The sequence below is a fragment of the Streptomyces sp. NPDC001508 genome (genome assembly GCF_040298665.1).
Taxonomy (GTDB): Bacteria; Actinomycetota; Actinomycetes; order Streptomycetales; family Streptomycetaceae; genus Streptomyces.
The window spans coordinates 40053-61417 of the sequence record NZ_JBEPAP010000050.1 but is presented as its reverse complement, the minus strand read 5'-3'; the positions used below and the strand labels follow the sequence as shown (position 1 = coordinate 61417).

The following is a 21365-nucleotide window of genomic DNA, read 5'->3' as shown; positions in this document are numbered from 1 at the left end:
GCATCTCGCACCATTCATCGCGTCCTCGAGCCATCAAGGAAGCAAGCTCAAAAAATGGTAGTCACCGTCCGAGATGCCGTCAATGAATATTTCCGGCCGGAGATGGCCGATTGGGGTGCAATCGGCTTTGATACCGATCGCTTCGGGAGTGCGGCAGGTGCCGAATCGTGGGGGCCCCCCCCGGCCCGCCCCCACCCCCCAGGGGGGGGGCGGGGGGGGGGGGGGCCCGGCCGGGCCCCCCCCCCCCCCCCCCCCACGACCCCGTCAGGGGGTGCCGGCCGAGGCGTGGAGCGGGCCGTCGGAGTTCGTCCGCACCGCCGCCTCGACGCCGTCGAGGATCAGCTCCAGGCCCACCCGGAACGCCTCCCCCGCCTCCTGCTCCATGTATGACGCGGCGCCACCCGCCTCCGCCTCGGTCATGGCGGCGAGAGTCGCGGTCGACTCCAGGGCCGCGAGGGCGGGGAAGCGCTCGGTGAAGTCCGGCGCGAACTCCGCCATCAGCGCGGACCGCTGCGCCCACCACTCCTCATCGGGCACCCCGGTGTCCGGCGCCGCCTGCCGGTGTTCCGTCGCGACCAGGGCCATGCCCCGCACGAACTGGAACAACACCGCGATGACCCGTCTGACGTGCAGGGGTTCCAGGCCGATTCCGCCCAGGATCCGCACCACCGTCTCCAGCCGTGCGTACTCGTTCGGCCCGAGTACGGGACGGGCCTGCGAGACCTGGAGCACCCAGGGGTGGCGCAGATAGAACGCCCAGGCGTCGTCGGCCCAGGCGGTGATCGCCGGGCGCCATCCCACGCTCGTGTCGTACTCCGTGGGCAGCTCGGCCAGCACCCGGTCGTGCATGAGGTCGACCAGTTCGCTCTTGCTCGGCACGTACGTGTAGAGCGCCATGGCGGTCCGCCCGAGCCGGGTCCCGACCGCCCGCATGGACAGGGCCGCCATTCCCTGTTCGTCCGCCACCGCGACACCCGCGGCCACGATCGTGTCGACGTCGAGTCCGGGTTTGGGGCCGGGTTTGGGAGCAGGCCCGCCCGATTCAGCCGATCGCCAGAGCAGGGACATGGATCGGCGGACATCACCCTGTCCGGCGAAAACAACCACCTTGCAACTCCTTACTGTATAAAGTAACCTCACCGACGCATCTCTTTACGCTGTAAGGATACCAGCTGGGCGTCCGCCCGCCCCGGTATGCCCGTACGTTCGTGGAAGGTTTTCGATGGCAGAGCTCCCCGTCACGTTCATCCAGGTCACCGACATCACACGCATCACACCGCGGATGGCCCGCGTGACGTTCGAGGCCGACCACCTCGACGACTCCGTCGGCCTGACCCCGGACCAGCAGCTCAAGCTCTGCTTCCCCCGGCCCGGCCAGGCGCGCCCCGTCCTGCCGGAGCAGAGCGACGACGCGACGGGCTGGTACCAGGCATTTCTGGCCATTCCGGAGGACGAGCGGCCCTGGATGCGCAGCTTCACCCTCCGCCGGCGCGTGCCCGGGACGAACACCGTCGAGGTCGACTTCGTCCTGCACGGCGACGGCGGCCCGGCCAGCGCCTGGGCCGGATCCGCCCGCCCAGGCGACCGGCTCGGCATGGTCGGCCCCTCCGCGCTCTACGCCGGACCGGTCTCCCTGACGGACTCGATCACCTCCGCCGACTGGCTGCTGCTCGCCGGCGACGAGACGGCACTGCCCGCCATCGGCACCCTGCTGGAGGCCCTGCCCGAGCGGACCCGCGCCCAGGTCTACATCGAGGTCGCCGAACGCGCCGAGCAGCAGACCTTCCGGACGGCGGGCGACGTCACCCTGCACTGGCTGCACCGCGACGGAACCCAGGCCGGCCGCAGCGAAGCCCTGATCGACGCCGTCCGCGGCGCCGAGTTCCCGCCCGGGCGCCCCTTCGCCTGGCTGGCCGGCGAGGCAGGCGTCGTCCGGGCCCTGCGGCGCCACCTGGTCAACGACCGGGGGCTCGACAAGCGCGCGATCGACTTCAGCGGCTACTGGCGCGTCAAGCTCACCCAGGACGACGCCCCGACCGCCGACGACATGGCCGAGGCGCAGGAGCGCCTCGCCGAGTACCAGGCGGCGGCCGATGGCCAGTCCTGACGAGCCGCGCGCCGGAGCCGGCATCCCGGCCGGGCGCCGCGAGGCGGCCGGACGACCGCCGGGCCGAGAGAAGGATTTCATGATCACAGTACGAGGACTCGCCCGCCGGTTCACCGTGCGCGGCCAAAGTGTCGAAGCGGTCAAAGGAATCGACTTCGACGTGGCGCCCGGGGAGGTGGTCGGGTTCCTCGGCCCCAACGGAGCGGGCAAGACCACGACCTTACGGATGCTCACGACCCTGCTGCGCCCCACCGGCGGAACCGGAACCGTGGCCGGCTGCGACCTGCTGACGGACCCCCAGGGCGTCCGGCGCAGGATCGGCTGCGTCCACCAGGGCGGCGCCACCTGGCCCGAGTCCAGGGTCGCCGAGGAGATCGAACTCCAGGCCCGGCTCTACGGCCTGTCCCGGTCCGAGGCCAGACGGCGCGGGGCCCTGCTCGCCGAGCAGCTCGACCTCGCCGACCTGGACCAGCGCCCCGTCAAGACGCTCTCCGGCGGTCAGCGCCGCCGGCTCGACATCGCTCTCGGACTGGTCCACGAACCGACGCTCGTCTTCCTCGATGAGCCCACCACCGGGCTCGATCCGCAGAGCCGGGCCAACCTCTGGGACCACGTCCGCCGCCTGCGCTCCGAGCAGGGCACGACCATCTTCCTCACCACGCACTACCTCGACGAGGCGGACGCGCTGTGCGACCGGATCCTCGTCACCGACCACGGCACGATCGTCGCCGAGGGAACCCCCGACGCACTCAAGGCCCGGGTCGCCGGCGACGCGATCACCATCGAGGTGACCGACCAGGTCGCGGAGGCGGCCGACGTCGCCGGGCGGCTGACCGGCGCGACCGAGGTGAGCGTCGAAGGCGACACGGTGCGCTTCCGGGTGCCCCGCGGCGACGCCGCCCTGCCCGAACTGCTGCGCACCCTCGACGCCCAGGGGATCACCATGGCCTCGGTCAAGGTCAACCGGCCCACCCTCGACGACGTGTTCCTCAGCCTGACCGGACGCTCCCTGCGGGACGGCGACCCCGCGCCCCAGGCCAGGGAGGCCGCGCATGCTGCGTGACACCCAACTGATCTTCGTGCGGGACATGAAGCTCGCGCTGCGCAGCCCGACCTGGCTGCTCATCGGGATCATGCAGCCGCTCCTGTACCTGTTCCTGTTCGGACCCCTCATGGTGTCCGTGGTCGACCACACCCCCGGGTTCCCGCCCGGCGGCGCCTGGGAGGTCCTCACCCCGGCCCTCATCGTCCAGACGGCACTGTTCAGCGGCTCCTTCGCCGGGGTGGGACTGCTCACCGAGTACCGGGTCGGCGTCGTCGACCGCTTCCGCGGCACGCCCGCGAGCAGAGCCGCCCTGCTGTTCGGCAAGGTCCTGGCCCAGGCCGTGCAGGCCACCGCGCAGTCCGTACTGATCGTGCTGGTGACGCTGCTCGTCTTCGACCTCGACGCCTCACCGACCGGGCTGCTGCTCAGCCTGGCGATCGCCGCGGTCCTGGCCATCACGCTGTCCTCGGGATCGTACGCACTGGCGATGGTTCTCAGGAGCGAGGCCGCGTTCCCCGCGCTGATGAACGCCGTGCTCCTGCCGCTTCTGCTGCTGTCCGGGGTGCTGCTGCCGGTCTCCGAGCAACTGGCGCCCGGCTGGCTGTACAACCTGGCCCGGATCAACCCCCTGACGCATGTGGTCGACGCCGAACGCGCGGCGTTCCGGGGGGACATGAGCGCCACGGGGCTGCTGACCGGCTCCCTCGTGCTGCTGGTCATGGCCGTCCTCGCCCTGCTGTGGGGCACGCGGACCTTCCGCAAGGAGAACGCCTGACGGCACCGCCCGCAGGCCTACCCGAGACCGGGCTCCCCCTTACATCCCCCGGAGGGGGAGCCCACCCGCACCAGCAAGGAGCACGTGTGAGGAACGACGCCATCGAGGTGACCGGTGCCAGGGAGAACAACCTCAAGAACGTCTCGCTTCGGATCCCGAGACAGCAACTGACCGTCTTCACTGGTGTCTCCGGCTCGGGCAAGTCGTCCCTGGTGTTCGACACCCTCGCGGCGGAGGCCCAGCGGCAGCTCAACGAGACCTTCAGCGCCTTCGTCCGGACCTTCCTGCCCGACCACGGGCGGCCGGACATGGATGCCGTCGAGAACATCTCCGCGGCCGTCGTCATCGACCAGAAACGCCTGGGCGGCAACCCGCGCTCCACCGTCGGCACGGTCACCGACATCAACCCGCTGCTGCGTCTGCTGTTCTCCCGGGCAGGCGATCCCGCGGGCCTGCCACCGAGCGCGTTCTCCTTCAACGACCCCCAGGGCATGTGCCCCACCTGCGAGGGCCTCGGCACGACCGTCCGCCTCGACCTCGACGCGTTCCTCGACCGCACCAGGTCCCTGAACCAGGGCGCGCTGCTGCACCCGGACTTCTCCACCGACAGCTGGTACTGGTTGAGCTATGTGGAGTCCGGCCTGTTCGACAACGACAAGCCGCTGGCCGACTTCACCGAGCGGGAATGGCAGCTGCTGCTGCACGGCGAACTGCCGGACAAGCTCCGCCTCCTCTGGCAGGGCAACACCCTCAACGTCCGTTACGAGGGCCTCGTCGACAAGTTCACCCGGCTCTACGTCAAGAAGGAGGACATGTCCGAGCGCGGCCGCCGGGTGTTCCAGCGGTTCGCCCGCATCGCCTCCTGCCCCGACTGCGACGGCACCCGCCTCGCGCCCGCCGCGCTGGCCACCCGGATCGGCGGCCACCACATCGCGGACCTCACCACGATGGAGACCCAGCACCTCGCACACGTCCTGGCGGAGCTGGACCTGCCGCGGGTGAAACCGGTCCTGGACGACCTGACCATCCGTCTGCACCACCTGGTCGACATCGGACTCGGCTACCTGAGCCTGGACCGGGAGACCCGCACGCTCTCGGGCGGCGAGTCCCAGCGGATCAAGATGGTCCGGCATCTGTCCAGCAGTCTCACCGAGATGCTGTACGTGTTCGACGAGCCGAGCGTCGGCCTGCACCCCCGGGACGTGCACCGGCTCAAGGAACTCCTCATCGCGTTGCGGGACAAGGGCAACACGGTGCTCGTGGTCGAGCACGACCCCGACGTCATGGCCATCGCGGACCATGTGGTCGACATGGGCCCGAAAGCCGGGACGCTCGGCGGTGAAGTGGTCTTCGAGGGCAGCTTTGACGCACTCACCCGTGCCGACACCCTCACCGGGCGCCACCTCCAGCACCGACTGCCCCTCAAGACCGAACCCCGGCGCGCCACCGGGACGCTCACCGTCACCGACGCGACGAGCCACAACCTCAAGAACGTGACGGTCGGCTTCCCCACCGGTGTCCTGACGGTCGTCACCGGCGTGGCCGGATCGGGCAAGAGCACGCTGGTCAACGAGGAGTTCCTCAGCCGGTACCCCGACGCGATCGTCATCGACCAGTCGGCGGTGACCACCAGCCGACGCTCCAACACCGTCACCTACACGGGCCTGATGGACCCGATCCGCAAACTGTTCGCCAACGCCAACAAGGTCAGCGCCTCCCTGTTCAGCGCCAACTCCAAGGGCGCATGCCCCAACTGCCAGGGGCTCGGCGTCCTCTACACCGACCTGGCGTTCATGGACACGCTGAAGTCGGTGTGCGAGGTCTGCCGAGGCCGCCGCTTCTCCGAGGACGTCCTCGGCCACCGCCTGCGGGGCAGATCCATCAGCGACGTCCTGGAGATGACGACGGCCGAGGCGGCGGACTTCTTCACGGAGCCCAAGCTCCGCCCCGTCCTGCACGCCCTGAACGAGGTGGGGCTGGACTACCTTCGCCTCGGCCAGCCGCTCAGCACCCTGTCCGGCGGCGAGTGCCAGCGCCTCAAGCTCGCGGCCGACCTGCACCGCGTCGCAAGCGTCTACGTCATGGACGAACCCACCACGGGTCTGCACATGTCGGATGTCCACCGCCTCCTCGGCATCATCGAGCGCCTCGTCGACCAGGGCAACACGGTCATCGTCATCGAGCACAACCTCGACGTCGTCAGGAGCGCCGACTGGATCATCGACCTCGGCCCCGAAGGGGGCAGCGGCGGCGGACGCATCCTGTGCGAGGGAACTCCGGCCGATCTTCTGAAGTCCACCGACTCCCACACCGCCGCGCACCTCCGCCAGGACCTCTCGCATGCGGGCCGCGTCTGATCATCGGGGCCGTGGCGGCAACGTCGTGAGCCGATGTGCTCGTCGCGCCGGATGAGGCGGCTCGGGCGCACCGATCTCCATGTCCGCCAACCCCCGACCCGCCGGCACCGCGTCGTTGTGAGCTGCGGTGAGCACCGGGCGGTGCCGCTTCATGAACGTGCGCTGCGCCCCATCGCACCGTGGACGCCGCGTCCCCCCCAGCGGTGGCAGGGGGAACGCAGCGCCGTGGCGGACCGCCGTCCGCCCGCCACCGGCCGCCGTCATCGTGGACGCCTTCGACCGGAGGCGGCAGGCAGGCGGGAGCACCGGCCGCCGTCACGGCGCGGCAGCACCGCCCGCCGTCGTGGCCCGGGAGCACCGGCCGCCGTCACGGCCCGGGCGCACCGGCAGGCGGCCTCCTCATCCCGCGTGCACGGTTCCCGCGTAGCGCTGGGCGAACCGGGTGCCGCTGCCCGCGGTGACGGTGACGTCGTACCGTCCGTCGTCGGTGCGCCACGTCAGCCGTGCCCGGTGGCCCGCGCGGACCCACACGGTCTGCTCCTTGCCGGCGAAGTCGTTCGGCGTGAGCGTGAACGCCACGTCGCTGCCGCCGTCGTTGCGGAGGTCGAAGTCCACCGTCGCGTTCTCGGGCCGCCCAAAGTGCCGCAGGGCCGCAGTGACCGCCGGCACCGCCACATCGTCCTGGTCCGCACGGACGAGGGTGCCGGAGAAACGGCGGACGAACCCGTCGGCGCCGTACACGGAGAAGTCGTAGCGGCCGTCGGTGGCCGCCGCGTCCCAGACGTAGGTGCGGGACGAACGCGGCGGGACCGTGAACGGCGTGCCGGTGAACGGCAGGGCGATGTTCGGCAGCACTGTGAAGTGGTAGCCGACACTGCCGTCGTTGGTGAGGGTGCAGGTGACCTTGCCGGTGCCGCGGTCGACCTTCACATCGGCCCACGGCCGGTACGGCAGCGGCCGGTGCGGGCGCTCACCCTCCTCCTGCCCCGGCATGGACTGCTCCGTGGGGACCTTGACGCCCGGCAGGGAGTTGCCGGCGTCCGCCTTCGCCATGAGCGCGACCGTGTCCGGCAGGGCGGGGATGCTGTAGTCGGGTTTGCTGAAGTCGAAGCAGCTGGTCAGGTCGCCGCAGACGGTGCGCCGCCAGTCGGAGATATTGGGCTCCTTCACACCGGTGACACGTTCCAGCAAGCGCAGGACCGATGTGTGGTCGAAGACCTGGGAGTTGACCCAGCCGCCGCGTGACCACGGCGACACGACCCACAGCGGCACCCGGCTGCCCAGGCCGATGGGCTTGCCGTTCGCGAACTCGTCCTTGGTGCCCGGCTCCGGGAACGGCGGGATGACGTGGTCGAAGTACCCGTCGTTCTCGTCGTACATGAGCAGGAAGACGGTGTTCTTCCACACCTCGGGGTTGGAGAACAGCGACTGCAGCGCGGTGTTGACCCAGTGGGCGCCGTAGTCGGGGCTGGCCGCGGGGTGTTCGCAGAACAGGTACGGCGCCACCAGCCAGGAGACCGTGGGCAGGGTGCCGTCCTTGCAGTGCCGGTCGAACGCCGTGAGGTCGAACTTCGTCATGGCGTTGATGTAGCGCGGGTCGTCCTTGGGGAACTCGTGGAACTGCTTGAAGTACGACAGCGCGTTGTCGTCGTAGTCGCCGTAACGGTCGTCCGAGCCATCGGGGTTGTGGTAGACGCGCCAGCTGATGCCGGCCTGTTCCAGGCGCTCGGCGTAGGTGGTCCAGTCGGCCACCGGGTTGTCCGTGACCGGGGTGTTGTCGGTCCACGGGCCGGTGGTGCCGTCGACGCCGGGTCCCGCCGTGCCGGTCCACAGATACAGGCGGTTGGGGTCGGTGGGCCCGTTCAGCGAGCAGAAGTAGCCGTCGCAGAGGGTGAAGGCGTCGGCGAGCGCGTACTGGTAGGGGATGTCCTCGCGGGTGAAGTAGCCCATGGTGCGCTCGCCCTTGGCGGAGACCCACTTGTCCATGGCGCCGCCGTTCACGGCCGTGTGCCCGGTGTCCCAGTCGTGCGGGAGTCCGCCCGCGTTCTGCGCGTTGTACTTCGTGGTGTCCATCCGGAAGGGCAGGAGGTGGCCGTCCTTGCGTCCGCGGTCGGGCTGGCGGAACACCGTGTCGCCGCTCGCGAGCACGCTCGCCTGCCGGTCGCCGAAGCCCCGCACGCCGCTCAACGTGCCGAAGTAGTGGTCGAAGCTGCGGTTTTCCTGCATCAGGATCACCACATGCTTGACGTCGGCGACGCTGCCGTGCCGGGTGTCGCGTCCGGCTGCCTCCGCGGTGCCGGGGAGCCCGGCCGCGACGGCGGCGCCGGCCGCGGTGGTGCCTATGAAGGTGCGGCGGCTGATCTCAGTCATGGGAGGAAGGTCCTTCAGGTCGTTTCGGTGGTCAGCCGCGGGCGGACAGGGAGAATGTGACGACGGCGGCGGCGTGGTCGGAGGGCCAGCCGTTGGCGGAGGTGTCCGGCACCGGCCGGGGCCAGCCGGTGACCAGGCTGTGTGCTTCCAGGACCTTCAACCGGCCCGCGTACTGGATCTGGTCGATCCGGTCCTGGGGTTCCGTGCCGCCGTCTTCGCGTCGCGGCCGGACGGGGGACCAGGTGGTGCCCGGCGTCTTCGCCGGGTTGGGGTGGGCGACGCGGTAGGCGTCGACGAGGCCGGCCCGCTCCAGGGCCTCGGTGACCGGCCAGCGGACCCGCCCCACTCCCGCGTGCGCGGACGCCGTCCGGCTCGTCCAGTCGTGGTGCGACGGCGAGGCGAGACCGGCGGCCAGCACCAGGGGGTTGCGGGAGGCGAGATCCGTCCGCATCGCGGCCACCAGCGCCTGCGCCTGCCGGTAGCGCGTCGTTCCCCGCTCCGCCGCCTCGACCTGATCGGGCGTCCGTCCCGCCAGCAGCGCGTACGGGCCGTAGTCGGCCTCGTCCAGCTGGGCCGTCCACAGCCGCACCGTGCGGCCGCCGGGCAGCCGCAGCGTCGCCGCGGCGGCCGGGAGCGCCGCGGTCGGCGCGACGACGTCGGTGAGCGGGTACTGGCTCACGATGCCGAGCCCCCCGGCCTGGTGCACATGCCAGCCCAGCGCCCCGGCGAGCCTCCCGGCCCCGTCGTCACCACACTCCTGGAGGGCGACGACGTCCAGGCCCTGGGTGAGCACCAGCCGCAGCTGCTTCTCCAGGAAGCCGTCGATGTGGGTGCCCGCGTCCCACAGGTTCAGCGTGGCGACCTTGAGCCGCAGCCGGTCCCGTGAGGTACGCACGGGCACCTGGACGGTGACGGTGTCGCCGCCCACGGCGCTGTCGCTGACGGCGGCCACCACGCGGCCGGGTGTCCGCGGCGCGACGGAGGGGACCTTGCCGCTGACCGTGCCGTCCGCCGACAGCGTCAACCACGGGTCCCCCGCGACCCGTTCGAAGGTGGCGCTGCCCGCGGCATTGCCCTCCGGCCTGACCCACAGGCCGCCCAGCCGCAGTGAGAAGGCGGTGCCCGTGGTCTGCGGGGCGGTGGTGACGGCGTCCACCACCGCGTGCGGACGGGGGATCACGGGGCGTATGGCGAAGCTGAACGCGGCGGTGCGGGCCAGGATGCCGTAGCCGTCCTTGGCCAGCAGATAGGCGGTGTACGGGCCGCCGCTGAGTCCCGAGGTGTCGATCGTGATGTCGCCGACGGCCCCGGGGGTGTACTCCCAGGCCAGGGAGGCGCCGTGGCCGGGCTGCCGGTCGCCGTTGTAGACGCCGATCCAGTTCTTCGCATGGGGCGCGTCGGTCGTCCAGTGGAAGGAGACCTTGTCGCCCTCGTACGGGGTGGGTGTCGTCAGCTTGACCGAGTCGCCGGTGGGCGCGCCGGCGAAGCTGAAGGGCTCGGTCCTCGCGAGGATGCCGTAGCCGTCCTTGGCCAGCAGATAGACGGTGTACGGGCCGCCGCTCAGGCCCGAGGTGTCGAGGGTCGTCTGCCCGGAGGAGCCGGAGACATACGCCCAGACGAGCGAGCCCTTGCCGCTGCCGGGCTGCCGGTCGCCGTCGTAGACGCCGATCCAGTTCTTCGCGTCGGGCGCGTCCGTCGACCAGGTGAAGGTCAGTTTGTCGCCGCGCTGCGGGGACGTCGCGGAGGCGATTGTAATGCTGCTCCCGGACGCGGCGACCTCTGAGGGGGACGGCATGGTGGTGGGTCCTCTCCGCCCCGGACACCGGCGCGGCGGCGCCCGGGTGAGCAAAGAAAGTTGTCTGTATAACTTCGCTCCCAGCAAGCAGTGCCACGGCGACGGGACCGTGAACGACGGGTTGCCGGAGTTCGGGAAACAGACGGAAATCTGAAGATCCCGTGTGCGGGCCGGTGCCCTGCCGGAGTTCACCGAAGGCGGTCATCCACAAGGTCACGGCAGCGATGCGGGGCGGTCACTGACGGCCGAAGAACTCCACCTCGGCGACGGCGACCCGGCGGTCGGCGCGGACACCGTAAGCGGCGTCCACCGTCAGTCTCACCCGAGTCACCTCCGAGCCGCGCACATCGAAACTCTGCTGGCCGGGCGCGTCGTTGAGGTTGATTCCCTTGGTGGTGCGCTCACCCTGCGCGGACACCAGGGTGACGGTGATCTCCGACGGCCGTGCCTGGGTGAGGAATTCGTCCCCCTTCGCCGAACTCCCCGAAGTGATCAGCAGTTTCCGCAGCCGCACCGGCCGGTCGAACTCCGCGTCCAGATACTGGCCCGCGCCGGGCCCGCGGCCGGCGGGCGCCCAATAGCGGTTGCTGAACCCGTCGAAGGCCGCCTGCGCCCGATGGGCCGGCGACTCGCTGGACGCGCTCACCTTCACCGGGTGCAGCGGTTTCGGGTCACCGGCGCGGTCCTCGGTGAACGTGAGCACGTCGGACAGGTACGACCGGGCCAGCCACGCCACGGCGGCGAGCACGAGCAGCAGCACCGGCAGCGTCAGGCGCGGCCGGGGCCACCTGCGACGCCTGGACCTGGGCCGGCTCCCGGCGGCCAGCGGACGCTCCCGGCGGCCCGGCACGAGCCGACGCCACCACGGCGAAGCCGCATCCGGCGCCGGCGCCGGCGCGGGGTCGAGCAGATCGCCGCAACTGACACAGAGCCTACGGCTGTACGGGTTCTCCCGACCGCACCTCGGGCAGCGCCGGGTGGACGGGGGCGGCGCGGTGTGGGGCCGGGGCGGCGCCCACGGCGCCGCGGACGAAGGCGTGACCGCCGTGTCCGGGGGGTCCGGGCGGTGATCGGGTCCGGTCCCGGAGTCGTCGGGCCGGGGGTCGCCGGGCCGCACCGGTGCCGCCGTGGGGCCCTCAGCGTGCGCGGGGGCCGGGACGGGGGCGGGCGACGGCGATCCCACGGGCTGCGCAGCCGGGGGAGCAGGGGAAGCCGGGGGAGGCGCAACGGGCGGGGCCGGCGGAACGGGCGGGGGAGCGGTCGGCGCCGCGGCGTCGGGCGGTCGGTCGCCGGCCCGAGCCGCCGTACCCTGCGCCGTGCCGTCCGGTGGCTGCGGCTCGTCGTCCCAGCCGAGAAACGCCTGGCAGGAGCCGCAGAAGCGGGTACGCGCCGCATTGCGGTGACCGCACTCGGGGCAGACCATCACGCACCCGTCCCGTCCGATGCCACGACGACGTCCACCGCGTACGGAACATGCGCGGGCACCTCGGCGGCCATCAGCCGCTCCAGCCGTGCCCGCGCCGGGCCGACGGCCCCCTCGTCCGCCACCCGCAGCCGCACCCTCAGCCAGGGACCCGCCGACCCGGGCAGCGCCGACCCCGGCTCGGCGGACCAGGACGTGGCGCCGCTCTCCTCGATCTCCGGTTCGACACCCGTCTCCATCCGGATCGCCGCCGCCAGCCCGTGCCGGGTACCGCGGGCGCGATGCCGGGCGACCGCACCGGTCACCAGGGCGCGACGCCGGCGCACCGGCCGCTCCGGGTCCGCCTCCACCGCGACCCACCCGGCCAGCCACGCCAGCAGATCCTCGGGCGCGGTACGCGGATGCAGATGGGCGGGCAGATTGTCCAGGGTGAGCAGCACCGGCGCCAGCACCTCGTCCAGCGCGCTCAGAAACCGCTCGACGAACGGCTGCTCCAGGTAGACCGCGGGCAGTTGATGCAGCAGCGGATGGGGCGTCGGCAGCCCCGGAAGTCCTTCGCGCACTCACGCCTCCCGCACCCGGAGCCGGTGTTCGTAGCTGAACACCAGCGCATGCCGGTCCAGTTCGATCCTCGCGGTGGCCTCGGCGCGCTGTCCGCTCACCGGGTCCGCCGGAAACAGCCGTACGTCCTCGACCAGGTCGACACCGGGCACCCGTTGCAGCACCGCGAACACCTCCCCGGAGTGCACCGGCCGCCCGAACGGCCAGCCCCGTCCGTCCGGCCCGCCCGTCAGCGGGTTGAAGTAGCCGTACAGCGCGGTCAGGGCCGCGTCCCGCAGCCGGTCGGCCGCCGCGCCACGGGCCGCCACCACCGAGGCCACCACGGTGACGCCCTGGTAGTACGGCGGCTCCACGGCCAGCCGGGTGCCGATCGGGCGCCGCTCGTCCAGATACGAGGCGATCATCGCCAAGGTGTCCCGCGGCGGGACCAACTCCTCGAACCGGATCCGTCCCTGCGCGTCGCCCCGACCCGCCGGAACCACCAACAGCCGCACACCCACGCCCTGTTCGACCCCCTGCTCGGCCGGCTGCCGGTCATCTGCCGGGCCGGCCGGGACGCACGCCACCCGGGCGGCGTCCGGCGCCACCTCACGGGCCAGCAACTCGTAGTCGCGCGGCACCACGGCCCGGTGCAGGGTGCGCAGCGTCATCGGCCCCCGCACCCGCGCGTTCTCCACCGTTTCGCCGTCCACCCCGCCCAGCGCGGGCCGCCGGTTCTCCACCCGGGCCACGAACGGCAGCGAACTGCGCAGCACCCGCAGCCTGCCCCGCGCCACGTTGCCCCGGTGCCCGCCGCCCGTACGGTAGGAGCGCACCCGCACCGGGGCGCCCTTCGGCGGCACCGCGCCGTACAGCCGGAGCGTGCCGTCGGCCTCCCGTACGGCGGGACCGAAGTCCACCTGACCCGAGTTGGGGTCCAGGGTGAAGTGCCGGTCGTACGGGGTGGAGTGCGCGAAGTCGTCCACCCGGGCCCACTCCACCCAGCCGGACCCCTCCGCGACCTCCACCACGAACGGCTCCTCGCCCGCCACCACCGGCGGCCGGGCCAGCCGGAAGCCCTGCCCCGCGATCCCCTCCGACAGGCCCAGCACCTCCTCCGCCACGGTCTCGGCGTGCGCGGCCGCCACCGTGCCGCCGATGCTGAACGCGCTCGCCCTGCGCACCGTCGGGGACGCCACGTACGTCGGCCGGTCCGCCGCCGCCTCCACCAGCCGGCAGCGCAGCCAGCCACCGGACCGCCCGGCGACCACCGAGGCGGTGTGCCCGGCGGGCACATGCAGGATGACCTCGCCCGCCTTGTTGAACCCCCCGGTGTCGTCCTTCTCCACCTCGCACGCCACCCATGCCGCGCCGTCCCACGCCTCCCAGCGCAGCGGCGGACGGCGCGGGTCGACACCGACGCCGTCCACCCGGCAGTCCAGCCGCAGCACCACCGCACAGCCCGGCACCGGGACGGACAGCCCGAAACAGAGGCAGTCCCCGGGGGCGGGCGCGGGACTGAAGCACGGCACATCACGGCCGAGCGCCAACTCCTCCGACCGGTCGGCGGCGTTGCCGTCGGCCGGCCAGGTGACGAGATGGGACAGCGCGCACGGCACCACCGACAGGGCCCGGCCGGTGGTGAACACCACGGCCTCCTCGGTCTCGGTGCGCACCGTGGCGACCTCCGTACCCGACCGCACCCGCACCGTGTCGGGCTGCGGCGCGGACAGCCAGAACGTGACCTCGGCGCGGGCGGCCGTCGGCGGGAACAGCCGTACGCCGATGAGGTCGAGGAAGGCCAGATAGTTCTTCTCCGGTACCCGGTTGAGCCGGTAGACGAGCTGGTCGACCATGGTGGCGAACGCCTCGATCAGGGTGACGCCCGGGTCCGACACATTGTGGTCGGTCCACTCGGGACAGCGCTGCTGCACCAGCCGTTTGGCCTCGTCCACCAGGCCCTGGAAACGCCGGTCGTCCAGATTGGGGCTGGGCAGCGTCACCGCGATCCCCCGCCCGTACTCTCGCCGTCCGGGATCACATAGAACGGGAAGACGAGGTTGCGCGGGTCGTTGGTGCCGCGTACCGCGTAGCCGATGACGATGTACAGCACCCCGTTGTCCGCCTCGTCGAACCGCACGGCCACGTCCGCCACCTCGATCCGCGGCTCCCACCGCTCCAGTGCCAGCCGCACCTCGTAGGCGAGTTGCCCGGCCGTACCGGCGTCCGCGGGCGCGAACACATAGTCGCCGAGTGCGCAGCCGAACTCGGGACGCATCGGACGCTCGCCGGGCGAGGTGGCGAGGACCAGCCGGATCGACTCCTCGATCTCCCGTTCGTCCCGGACCAGCGCTATGCCGCCGGTGGCGTCCGTGCGGGGCGGGAAGGCCCAGCCCGCACCGATGAATTGACGTGACATCAGTTCCGGCCCCCGATCTGCACGGTCGGGCACCCGGCCGTGATCGGCGCTCCGCAGGCCGCCGTGTCACCCACCCGGGCCGCGGGCCGACCGCCGATCAGCACGCTGGAACTGCCGGGCGGCACGATCGCGGACGGGGCGTGCGCGGCGGGTGAGGAGCACTGGTGCGGGGTGCCCACGGTGGCCGCCGGCCGCCCGCCGATCAGCACGGTGGGCTCTCCGGGCGGGCCGACCACCCCGGGATGCCCGGTGGGATCGCCGACGCGTGCGGCTGCTGGCATGTGCTGTGCCCCCTGCCTGGTTCGTCACGTTCCTGCGGTTCCTGACGACGAGTTGCTTGCGGCGCGTTTCAGTTGATGCGTACGAGAGGCGCGTTGACGGACAGGGCGGTACCGCCCCTGAGTTCGGTCCTGGTGGTGCTGTCCACCGCCACCTGGCCGCCCCGTACCTCCACCGTGCCGCCCGTGGCGAGCTTCAACGGGCCGTTGCCGCCGTCCACTTGGACGCCGGTACGGGCGGTGAGCCGGACCGAGTCGCCGGTCAGCTCCAGCGTTCCGCCGCCCGCGTCCAGCGCGACCCCGCTGCCCGCGCTGATCGAGACCTGTTCCTTCGCCTCGATCTCCACCGTGCCGTCGCTGTGCACCACGACCGTGGTGCCCCGGCGGTCGAGGTTGATCCTCAGCTTTCCGTCGCCCGTCGACAGCCGTACGCCCTGCGGTCCGTTCGCGGCGTCCAGCAGTTCGAGCCGGTCGCCGCTGCGGGCACCGAAGGCACGCTTGGTGACGGCTCCGCTGGTCGGGTCGACCGCCCCGGCAGCCTCGTCCGCCTGCGGACCGGCTCCCGGCGCCGGCCCGCCGCCGCTGCCGCCCGGCTTGTCCTGCCCGTTGTAGAGCCCGGCGAGGACATAGGGACGGTCCAGATGGCCCTGTTCGAACCCGACCAGCACCTCGTCGCCCACCTCGGGGATGAACGCCTCCCCGCCGCCGGTGCCGCTCGCCTGCGCGGTCCGCGCCCAGTCGCTCGCGTACTCGTCGGACAGCCACGGGAACCGCACCTTCACCCGGCCCAGGCCCTCCGGGTCCTTGGTGTCCGTGACCGTGCCGTTCGCCAGCCCCGAACACCGGGCCCCCGCCACCGTGCCGGCTCCCGTGCCGCCGGTCAGTCCGAACAGGGAGCGTTCCTGCTGCCCGGAGACCGTCACCCAGGTCTCGTAGCCGCGCACCGGATCGAACACATGCCGCGACGACGTCACGGTGTAGCGGCCCTCGAAGGGGGCGCCGACCCCGGCCAGGGTGACCGCGCCGCCCGCCCGCACCTCCGGGTTTCCCCGGATCACCGCCTCCAGTTCGGCGAACGACCCCGCGATCCGCGCGGCGAGTGCCTTCGCCGCCTGGTCCACCTGGGCCTGGTTCGCGTACGGCGCGTCTGACACCACGAAGTCGGCCTCACCGAACGGCCGTGCCACCTCGGCCGCCGTCACCCCCAGCTCCAGCGTCGCCGCGGAGCCCGCGTCGGCGCGGCCGATCAGCGGCTGCTTGGCCCGTACGTCCCAGCCGCGCACCTCCACCGCCGAGACCTGCTCGGCGGCGGACACCCCTGCTCGGCAGCGCAGCAGATTGTCACCCATCTCCAGGACCAGCGGGTTGCGGTCGGCGCGGGCGGAGGTGTCGGGGGCGCCGCCCGCCTCGGTCGGCCTCGACACATGGAGCCGGCCGTCCCTCACAAACACCTGGACACCCGCCTGATCGGCCAGTGAGCCGAGGAACTCCCAGTCGCTGACGTTGGGTTGCGCCACGTGTTCCAGCACCGGGCCGGACACATCGATCGTGCCCGGCTTCAGACCGGCCCGCCGCGCCACCTGGACACAGATGTCCGCCAACGTCATGTTCTGGTAGCCCGCCACCCGGCGGCCCCGGAAGAGACGATGAGACTCGTCAAGCCCCCGCACCACGGTGTAGGTCCCGGTGTCGTCGATCTCCACCTCCAGCGCCGTCACGCTCCCGGTCAGCAGCGGACGCGGCGACGGACCGCCGTCGGCGCCGGCCAGCAGCCGTACCTCCGTACCGATCCGCACCCCCGTGTGGTCCAGCAGGATGCGGCTGGGGTCGCGGAACCGCAGCAGGAACAGATCGGGCAGGGTACGGCTGTCGTCCACATACCCTTCGACCAGGGTGTTCGCCAGGGCCGCGGACAGCGGACGGCCGTCGAACTCCACCAGCAGGGACTTGGCGACACTCTGATTGACCATGACGCTCGCCTCACCGGCCCCTGTCGTGTCCGTCGCCGGGAGCACCGCCCGTGCCGTGCCGCCCCTGCGCTCGCTCCAGTTCGTCCAGCGCCGGGAGCAGCAGTTCGCGCCCCTCGGGCAGGCGCATCGGATCGTCGATCCCGTTCGCCTCCGCGATCGCCCGCCAGCCGGCCGGGTCGCCGTACTCACGCCAGGCCAGCAGCGCCAGCGTGTCCCCGGTGCGCACCCGGTGCACACGCCGTGCGTGCAGGGCGCCCGAGGTCGGGTTCTGCCCGGGAGTCTCCCCGCTGATCTCCTCCATGGTCACCTGGCACACCGCCCGGATCGGCACGCCCGACGTGGTGAACAGGGTGTATTTCGCCTGCACTTGGCTGACGTAACCCGGGAAACCGGTGAGCCCGCCCCAGTGGAACACCACCCAGGGCGGTGAGGAGCGCTGCTGCTGCCTTGTCTCGCTCGTCGGCACACAGCACGCGAACAGCTTCTCCACCGCGGTCACCACACTGGTGTCCTGGGTGTCGCTCGCATCGAAGAACATCTCCACCGTGAGCTTGCTGGGCTGCGGCCCCTGGTACTCCGGCGGCCCCGCGCTCTTCGCGCCCTTGGCCGGAGTGCGTTTCCAGGCCGCCGCCTTCGTCAGGGACAGCTCCTTGGGGTTGAACTGGAAGTCGATCCGCCCGCACGGCCCGCCGGGCGTCAGGCTTCCGCCCGGCGGCGGAGTACGCAGCTCCAGGTACGCGTGCTCCAGCTTGGGCCGGGCCCCGCCACCCTGGGCGGCGGCCGTCCCCGCGCCCGCCGCGCTGAACGCCACCGGAGTACCCACGGGTCAGTCCTCCATCGTGACAAAGCCGTGGTGGGCGATCTCGATCGTCTCCATGGCCACCTTGGGGGACTCCGGATTGAACGCCGGCCCGGTCCAGCGCACCGGCACCACCTCCAGCAGCCCCCACTTCGCCACCGGCCGTCCGTCCCCGGTGCGTGCCTCGATGTGTGCCGTCCTGCGTCTGATCCCGGTGGTCATGCTCGCGAACCACTTGGCCACCTTTTCGGTCTCCCGGGTCAGCGGCCTGGACAGCTTGATGTTCGGGTACTTCAGACGGGTGGGCAGTTGCCACAGATGCATGTTGTTGCCGCCCTCCTCGCGCTGTTCGAGCACGACCTCGCAGCCCAGGCCCTCGCAGGTGTTGAACGAGCCGAGTTCGATGCCGTCCACGGTGACGACGAAGCAGACGCTGACCGCCGGGTCGTCGGTCACGGCCATGCCGTCCCTCCTCTGTGTTCGGTCGGTGCTGTCCGCACCCGGTCGGTGGCTGGTCGCAGCCCGTTCAGTGCCTGGTGTCGATCAGGTGTCCGGCCCGTTCCCGGTCCAGCCGCAGCTCCGCCTTGAGCAGCCGGCTGAGCGGGGCGAACAGGGCGCGGACCAGTGCGTCGTCCACCTTCGGCGGGCCGTCGGGGCCGGGCCGGCCGGTCTGCTCTTCGGGGGCGGCCGGGGCGGTGGCCGAGGCGCCGGGAACGGGATCCGGTGACGACGGGGCGGGCGGATCGGGCAGGTCGGGCGGGACCGGGGGATCCGGGGGAGCGGGGGGATCCGGCGGGATGGTCCCGACGTCGCGTTGCACGGACGGGACGGACGGGACGGACGGGACGGACCGGACGGGCCCGGTGGACGCGACGGCTCGGGCGCGCTGGACGGACGCGGTAAGCGGCAGGGCGGCAGTAAGCGGTACGGAGGCGGAGAGCGGTACGGAGGTGTACGGCTGCGGGGCCGCCGGTACGGCGGCGGCAACCGGGGGCACGGGCAGCGCGGCGGACGGCGGCCGGAAGACGACGGAACCGTCGGCCATGCGCTGTGCCACCCCGGCGGCGACGGCCACGGAGCCGGCGTCGACCGGTGCCGGCGACCGGGACACGGCGGGTGCGGCCGGGCGTGCGGCGGTCGGCGGGAGAGGGATCGTGGCGGCCGGGGCGGCGACGGACCGCTGGGCGAGCGGCACCGGCACGGACCGTACCGAGTCCCCGGTGGTGCCGTCCGGTGCTCCCCGCGCGGGGGCGCCGGTGCCCTGGATCCCGTACCCGTCATCGGGCCGTGACCAGCGCACCGGTACGGCGACCTGCTGCCCGGCCTCGCTCGGCGCGTCGCCGGCCTCGGGTGGCCGCACACCGGAGAACAGCGGCATCGAACGCTGTGCGACGAGCGGCGCCAGCGGCCCGCTCACCGCGCCCGGTCCGGGTGCCGCCGGTGTCCCGTCGGCGGCGGCCCGCTGAATCCGTACCGGGGCCTCGGCGGGCCTCGGCTCCGGCAGCGGGCCGGTGTCCGCCGTGCGCAGGACGAGCGGGTCGTCGAAGAGCAGCGGCCCGGCGGGCGAGTCGGCCGACGGACGGCCTGGCCACGGGGTCACGGCGCCGGGCTCGTCCGCTGTCGGCGGGGCGCCGGTGCCGGCGGCGTCCTCCCGCCGTGCGGTGAGCGGCAGTTCGGCCAGCGGCTCGCCGAGACCGACGGTGTGCGAGCGGGTGCGGTCGGCCGCGGCGGCCCGCTGGACCGGCGCCGCGGACGGAGCGGAGGCTGCGGACGGCGCGGACGGCGCGGACGGCGCGGACGGCGCGGACGGCGCGGACGGCGCGGACGGCGCGGACGGCGCGGACGGTGACGGCGATGGCCGGGCGGGCGGTGGCGATGGCGGCGGCACGGGTGTGTCGGGGCGCACGGCGTCGACGGGCACAGCGGTGAGCCGGCGTACCCGCATGGCCGGTGGGCGGGCCGCGACCAGCGGTGCGATCGAGGCCGTGGGCCCCGGGCCCGCGGTGCTCGGCACCGCCTCTCGCTGCACCGGCGGGTTCGACGGCCGTGCCCCGCGCGCGGTGTCGGGACGGATTTCGCCGCCGACGGTCGGCGTCTGCCGCGTCTGCTCCGGTGTGGCCGGTGTGGCCGGTGTGGCGAGACCATGGCCCAGCCCGGACGGAGCCTGAGGGCTCACCAGGTGCCCGAGCGGCATGCGCAGGGATGCGTCCCGCCAGGTGTCCAGGGAGCCACGGAACCCCACCGGATCCGTGACCAGGGCGGGAGCGCCCACCGTACGCTGGAGCGGCGGCACGTCACGCCATCCGGCGGCCCGCACCGGCGCACGACCCGTCTCCGGGGCGGGCGCGGCGGCGTGGCCGCTTGCACCGTCGGCATGCCGGTCACGTCCGCGGCGGCCGGCCGGCCAGGACAGCCATCCCATCCGGGTCACCCTTCGTTGAGCCGGGCGACGTGCTGGACGTACCGCAGCCGGTCCGGGTGTTCAAGGTCGAGGATCTGGTCCAGGGACCAGTGGAAGTGGTAGGCGAGGTACGCGACTTCCTCATGGAGCCGGTCGGCCGCGTACGTCATGATTCCCCCAGGCGACCACCGCCGGACAGGTCCACCGCGAAGCTCTCCTGGCACGAGGGGCAGGTGACCGCGGCACGGGTGTGCCCCTCGGCGTTGATACGGCGGTAGAAGTCCTGCAGGAAGGCGAGGTCGGAGGCGAACAGGTCCTCGATGATCCCCGGGTGGACGTCCTCGATCGAGCCGAGCCGCACCAGCACCCGGGAGATCAACACCACCGACAGATAAGCGGAGTTCTCCCGAACCCGGTCGTCCCGGAGCGGGATCAGCTCATCGCGTGCGGTCGCGAGCCGCATGACCCCGGCCCGGTGCACGGTCCCGGAACCGTCCACATAGCCGCGCGGCAGCTCGAAGGCGAACTCGGTGCGCAGGGTGTCGACATGCCCGGCCCGGTCCGCCGTCGCCGCCGCGGCCCCGGGCTCGGCGGCGGACGGCGTCGCGATCGTACGCCGCATCAGTCGACTTCCACGCTCTCGTAGGTGATGGACAGCTTCTCGGTGAGAACGGAGGTGTCTCCGGCCTTGAGGGTGCTGATCTCCAACGACTTGGGCCAGGCGTTGATCAGCTTGTAGCGCTTGATCGGGATGCCCTCGTAGTCGTAGACGATGATGGAGCCGTTGCGGCGGGCGTTGGTCATCTTCCCGAACCGGGAATCCTTGACCCACTGCTCGAAGCTGTTGTCCTCCGTCAGACCGCGGGTGACGGTGACCTCACCGGCCTTGGGACGGCCCGGGAGCTTCTTGATGGCGTATTTGCCGTCGGCGGTGTTCTGCTTCAACTCGATGACGTCCTGCTCCATCTTCAGGCCGCTGACCTCGGTGATCTGCCTGATGAGAACGCTGTCGAATTCGAGGCCGAAGGAATGTCCTACGGAACTGTCGAGTTCGGGGAGCGGCATGCCAGCCTCCTAATGCTGCGG

At 72.1% G+C, this 21365-nt stretch carries 19 protein-coding genes; 4 read left to right on the top strand and 15 right to left on the bottom strand.

Annotated features, from left to right (window positions below; all coding sequences use genetic code 11):
- Positions 1-264: 264 nt before the first annotated feature.
- Entirely contained in the window at positions 265-1107 is an 843-nt protein-coding gene (locus ABT245_RS33335) for a TetR/AcrR family transcriptional regulator (RefSeq protein WP_351740994.1), read from the bottom strand.
- 115 nt (positions 1108-1222) lie between these two features.
- Here ABT245_RS33335 and ABT245_RS33330 point away from each other — a divergent pair, with 115 nt between their 5' ends.
- The 4 genes from ABT245_RS33330 to ABT245_RS33315 all read left to right on the top strand — a co-directional run bounded on the left by ABT245_RS33330 (position 1223) and on the right by ABT245_RS33315 (position 6284).
- Positions 1223-2107, top strand: coding sequence for a siderophore-interacting protein (locus ABT245_RS33330; protein ID WP_351740992.1), 885 nt, complete (start codon positions 1223-1225; stop codon positions 2105-2107).
- Positions 2108-2186: 79 nt separating this feature from the next.
- Positions 2187-3170 carry an ATP-binding cassette domain-containing protein gene (locus ABT245_RS33325; protein ID WP_351740989.1) on the top strand — a complete coding sequence of 328 codons (984 nt, stop codon included), beginning with the start codon at positions 2187-2189 and terminating at the stop codon, positions 3168-3170.
- A complete protein-coding gene (locus tag ABT245_RS33320) occupies positions 3160-3927 on the top strand; it encodes an ABC transporter permease (RefSeq protein ID WP_351740986.1) in 768 nt (255 codons plus the stop codon). The genes ABT245_RS33325 and ABT245_RS33320 overlap by 11 nt, the downstream gene beginning before the upstream one ends.
- A gap of 86 nt (positions 3928-4013) precedes the next feature.
- Positions 4014-6284, top strand: a complete 2271-nt coding sequence (locus ABT245_RS33315) for an ATP-binding cassette domain-containing protein (RefSeq protein ID WP_351740983.1) — start codon at positions 4014-4016, stop codon at positions 6282-6284.
- Positions 6285-6683: 399 nt separating this feature from the next.
- On the opposite strand, the gene ABT245_RS33310 is transcribed toward ABT245_RS33315, so the two are convergent.
- The 14 genes from ABT245_RS33310 to ABT245_RS33245 all read right to left on the bottom strand — a co-directional run bounded on the left by ABT245_RS33310 (position 6684) and on the right by ABT245_RS33245 (position 21344).
- Entirely contained in the window at positions 6684-8654 is a 1971-nt protein-coding gene (locus ABT245_RS33310; RefSeq protein WP_351740980.1) for a phosphocholine-specific phospholipase C, read from the bottom strand.
- 31 nt (positions 8655-8685) lie between these two features.
- Positions 8686-10449 (bottom strand): endonuclease/exonuclease/phosphatase family protein, encoded by a 1764-nt coding sequence (locus ABT245_RS33305; RefSeq protein ID WP_351740977.1) that lies wholly within the window; start codon positions 10447-10449, stop codon positions 8686-8688.
- 235 nt (positions 10450-10684) lie between these two features.
- On the bottom strand, positions 10685-11209 hold the full coding sequence (locus tag ABT245_RS33300; RefSeq protein WP_351740974.1) for a discoidin domain-containing protein: 525 nt from the start codon (positions 11207-11209) through the stop codon (positions 10685-10687).
- A gap of 662 nt (positions 11210-11871) precedes the next feature.
- On the bottom strand, positions 11872-12435 hold the full coding sequence (locus ABT245_RS33295) for a phage tail protein (RefSeq protein WP_351740971.1): 564 nt from the start codon (positions 12433-12435) through the stop codon (positions 11872-11874).
- Positions 12436-14415 (bottom strand): putative baseplate assembly protein, encoded by a 1980-nt coding sequence (locus tag ABT245_RS33290; RefSeq protein ID WP_351740968.1) that lies wholly within the window; start codon positions 14413-14415, stop codon positions 12436-12438. It lies immediately after the preceding gene.
- A complete protein-coding gene (locus tag ABT245_RS33285) occupies positions 14412-14831 on the bottom strand; it encodes a GPW/gp25 family protein (protein ID WP_351740965.1) in 420 nt (139 codons plus the stop codon). Before ABT245_RS33285 ends, ABT245_RS33290 begins: the two co-directional genes overlap by 4 nt.
- A complete protein-coding gene (locus ABT245_RS33280; protein ID WP_351740962.1) occupies positions 14831-15112 on the bottom strand; it encodes a PAAR domain-containing protein in 282 nt (93 codons plus the stop codon). The genes ABT245_RS33285 and ABT245_RS33280 overlap by 1 nt, the downstream gene beginning before the upstream one ends.
- A gap of 68 nt (positions 15113-15180) precedes the next feature.
- Complete coding sequence (locus ABT245_RS33275; RefSeq protein ID WP_351740960.1) at positions 15181-17079, bottom strand: VgrG-related protein; 1899 nt, start codon at positions 17077-17079, stop codon at positions 15181-15183.
- Positions 17080-17089: 10 nt separating this feature from the next.
- The gene (locus ABT245_RS33270) at positions 17090-17902 is read right to left on the bottom strand and encodes a CIS tube protein (protein ID WP_351740957.1); all 813 of its coding nucleotides are present in this window, start codon (positions 17900-17902) and stop codon (positions 17090-17092) included.
- Between the two features lie 3 nt (positions 17903-17905).
- Positions 17906-18340, bottom strand: a complete 435-nt coding sequence (locus ABT245_RS33265; protein WP_351740955.1) for a phage tail protein — start codon at positions 18338-18340, stop codon at positions 17906-17908.
- A 64-nt stretch (positions 18341-18404) separates the two neighbouring features.
- On the bottom strand, positions 18405-20300 hold the full coding sequence (locus ABT245_RS33260) for a hypothetical protein (RefSeq protein WP_351740952.1): 1896 nt from the start codon (positions 20298-20300) through the stop codon (positions 18405-18407).
- A 5-nt stretch (positions 20301-20305) separates the two neighbouring features.
- The gene (locus ABT245_RS33255; RefSeq protein WP_121890066.1) at positions 20306-20449 is read right to left on the bottom strand and encodes a DUF6760 family protein; all 144 of its coding nucleotides are present in this window, start codon (positions 20447-20449) and stop codon (positions 20306-20308) included.
- A complete protein-coding gene (locus tag ABT245_RS33250) occupies positions 20446-20901 on the bottom strand; it encodes a hypothetical protein (protein ID WP_351740949.1) in 456 nt (151 codons plus the stop codon). Before ABT245_RS33250 ends, ABT245_RS33255 begins: the two co-directional genes overlap by 4 nt.
- Positions 20901-21344 (bottom strand): phage tail protein, encoded by a 444-nt coding sequence (locus tag ABT245_RS33245; protein ID WP_121890068.1) that lies wholly within the window; start codon positions 21342-21344, stop codon positions 20901-20903. Before ABT245_RS33245 ends, ABT245_RS33250 begins: the two co-directional genes overlap by 1 nt.
- Positions 21345-21365: the final 21 nt, after the last annotated feature.

What these genes read in the sequence shown, in the direction of transcription:
- ABT245_RS33255 (WP_121890066.1), bottom strand. Translation starts at nt 20,449, where the DNA reads ATGACGTACGCGGCCGACCGGCTCCATGAGGAAGTCGCGTACCTCGCC.
- ABT245_RS33250 (WP_351740949.1), bottom strand. Translation starts at nt 20,901, where the DNA reads ATGCGGCGTACGATCGCGACGCCGTCCGCCGCCGAGCCCGGGGCCGCG.
- ABT245_RS33305 (WP_351740977.1), bottom strand. Translation starts at nt 10,449, where the DNA reads ATGCCGTCCCCCTCAGAGGTCGCCGCGTCCGGGAGCAGCATTACAATC.
- ABT245_RS33275 (WP_351740960.1), bottom strand. Translation starts at nt 17,079, where the DNA reads ATGGTCAATCAGAGTGTCGCCAAGTCCCTGCTGGTGGAGTTCGACGGC.
- ABT245_RS33265 (WP_351740955.1), bottom strand. Translation starts at nt 18,340, where the DNA reads ATGGCCGTGACCGACGACCCGGCGGTCAGCGTCTGCTTCGTCGTCACC.
- ABT245_RS33325 (WP_351740989.1), top strand. Translation starts at nt 2,187, where the DNA reads ATGATCACAGTACGAGGACTCGCCCGCCGGTTCACCGTGCGCGGCCAA.
- ABT245_RS33245 (WP_121890068.1), bottom strand. Translation starts at nt 21,344, where the DNA reads ATGCCGCTCCCCGAACTCGACAGTTCCGTAGGACATTCCTTCGGCCTC.
- ABT245_RS33320 (WP_351740986.1), top strand. Translation starts at nt 3,160, where the DNA reads ATGCTGCGTGACACCCAACTGATCTTCGTGCGGGACATGAAGCTCGCG.
- ABT245_RS33260 (WP_351740952.1), bottom strand. Translation starts at nt 20,300, where the DNA reads ATGGGATGGCTGTCCTGGCCGGCCGGCCGCCGCGGACGTGACCGGCAT.
- ABT245_RS33310 (WP_351740980.1), bottom strand. Translation starts at nt 8,654, where the DNA reads ATGACTGAGATCAGCCGCCGCACCTTCATAGGCACCACCGCGGCCGGC.
- ABT245_RS33280 (WP_351740962.1), bottom strand. Translation starts at nt 15,112, where the DNA reads ATGCCAGCAGCCGCACGCGTCGGCGATCCCACCGGGCATCCCGGGGTG.
- ABT245_RS33330 (WP_351740992.1), top strand. Translation starts at nt 1,223, where the DNA reads ATGGCAGAGCTCCCCGTCACGTTCATCCAGGTCACCGACATCACACGC.
- ABT245_RS33285 (WP_351740965.1), bottom strand. Translation starts at nt 14,831, where the DNA reads ATGTCACGTCAATTCATCGGTGCGGGCTGGGCCTTCCCGCCCCGCACG.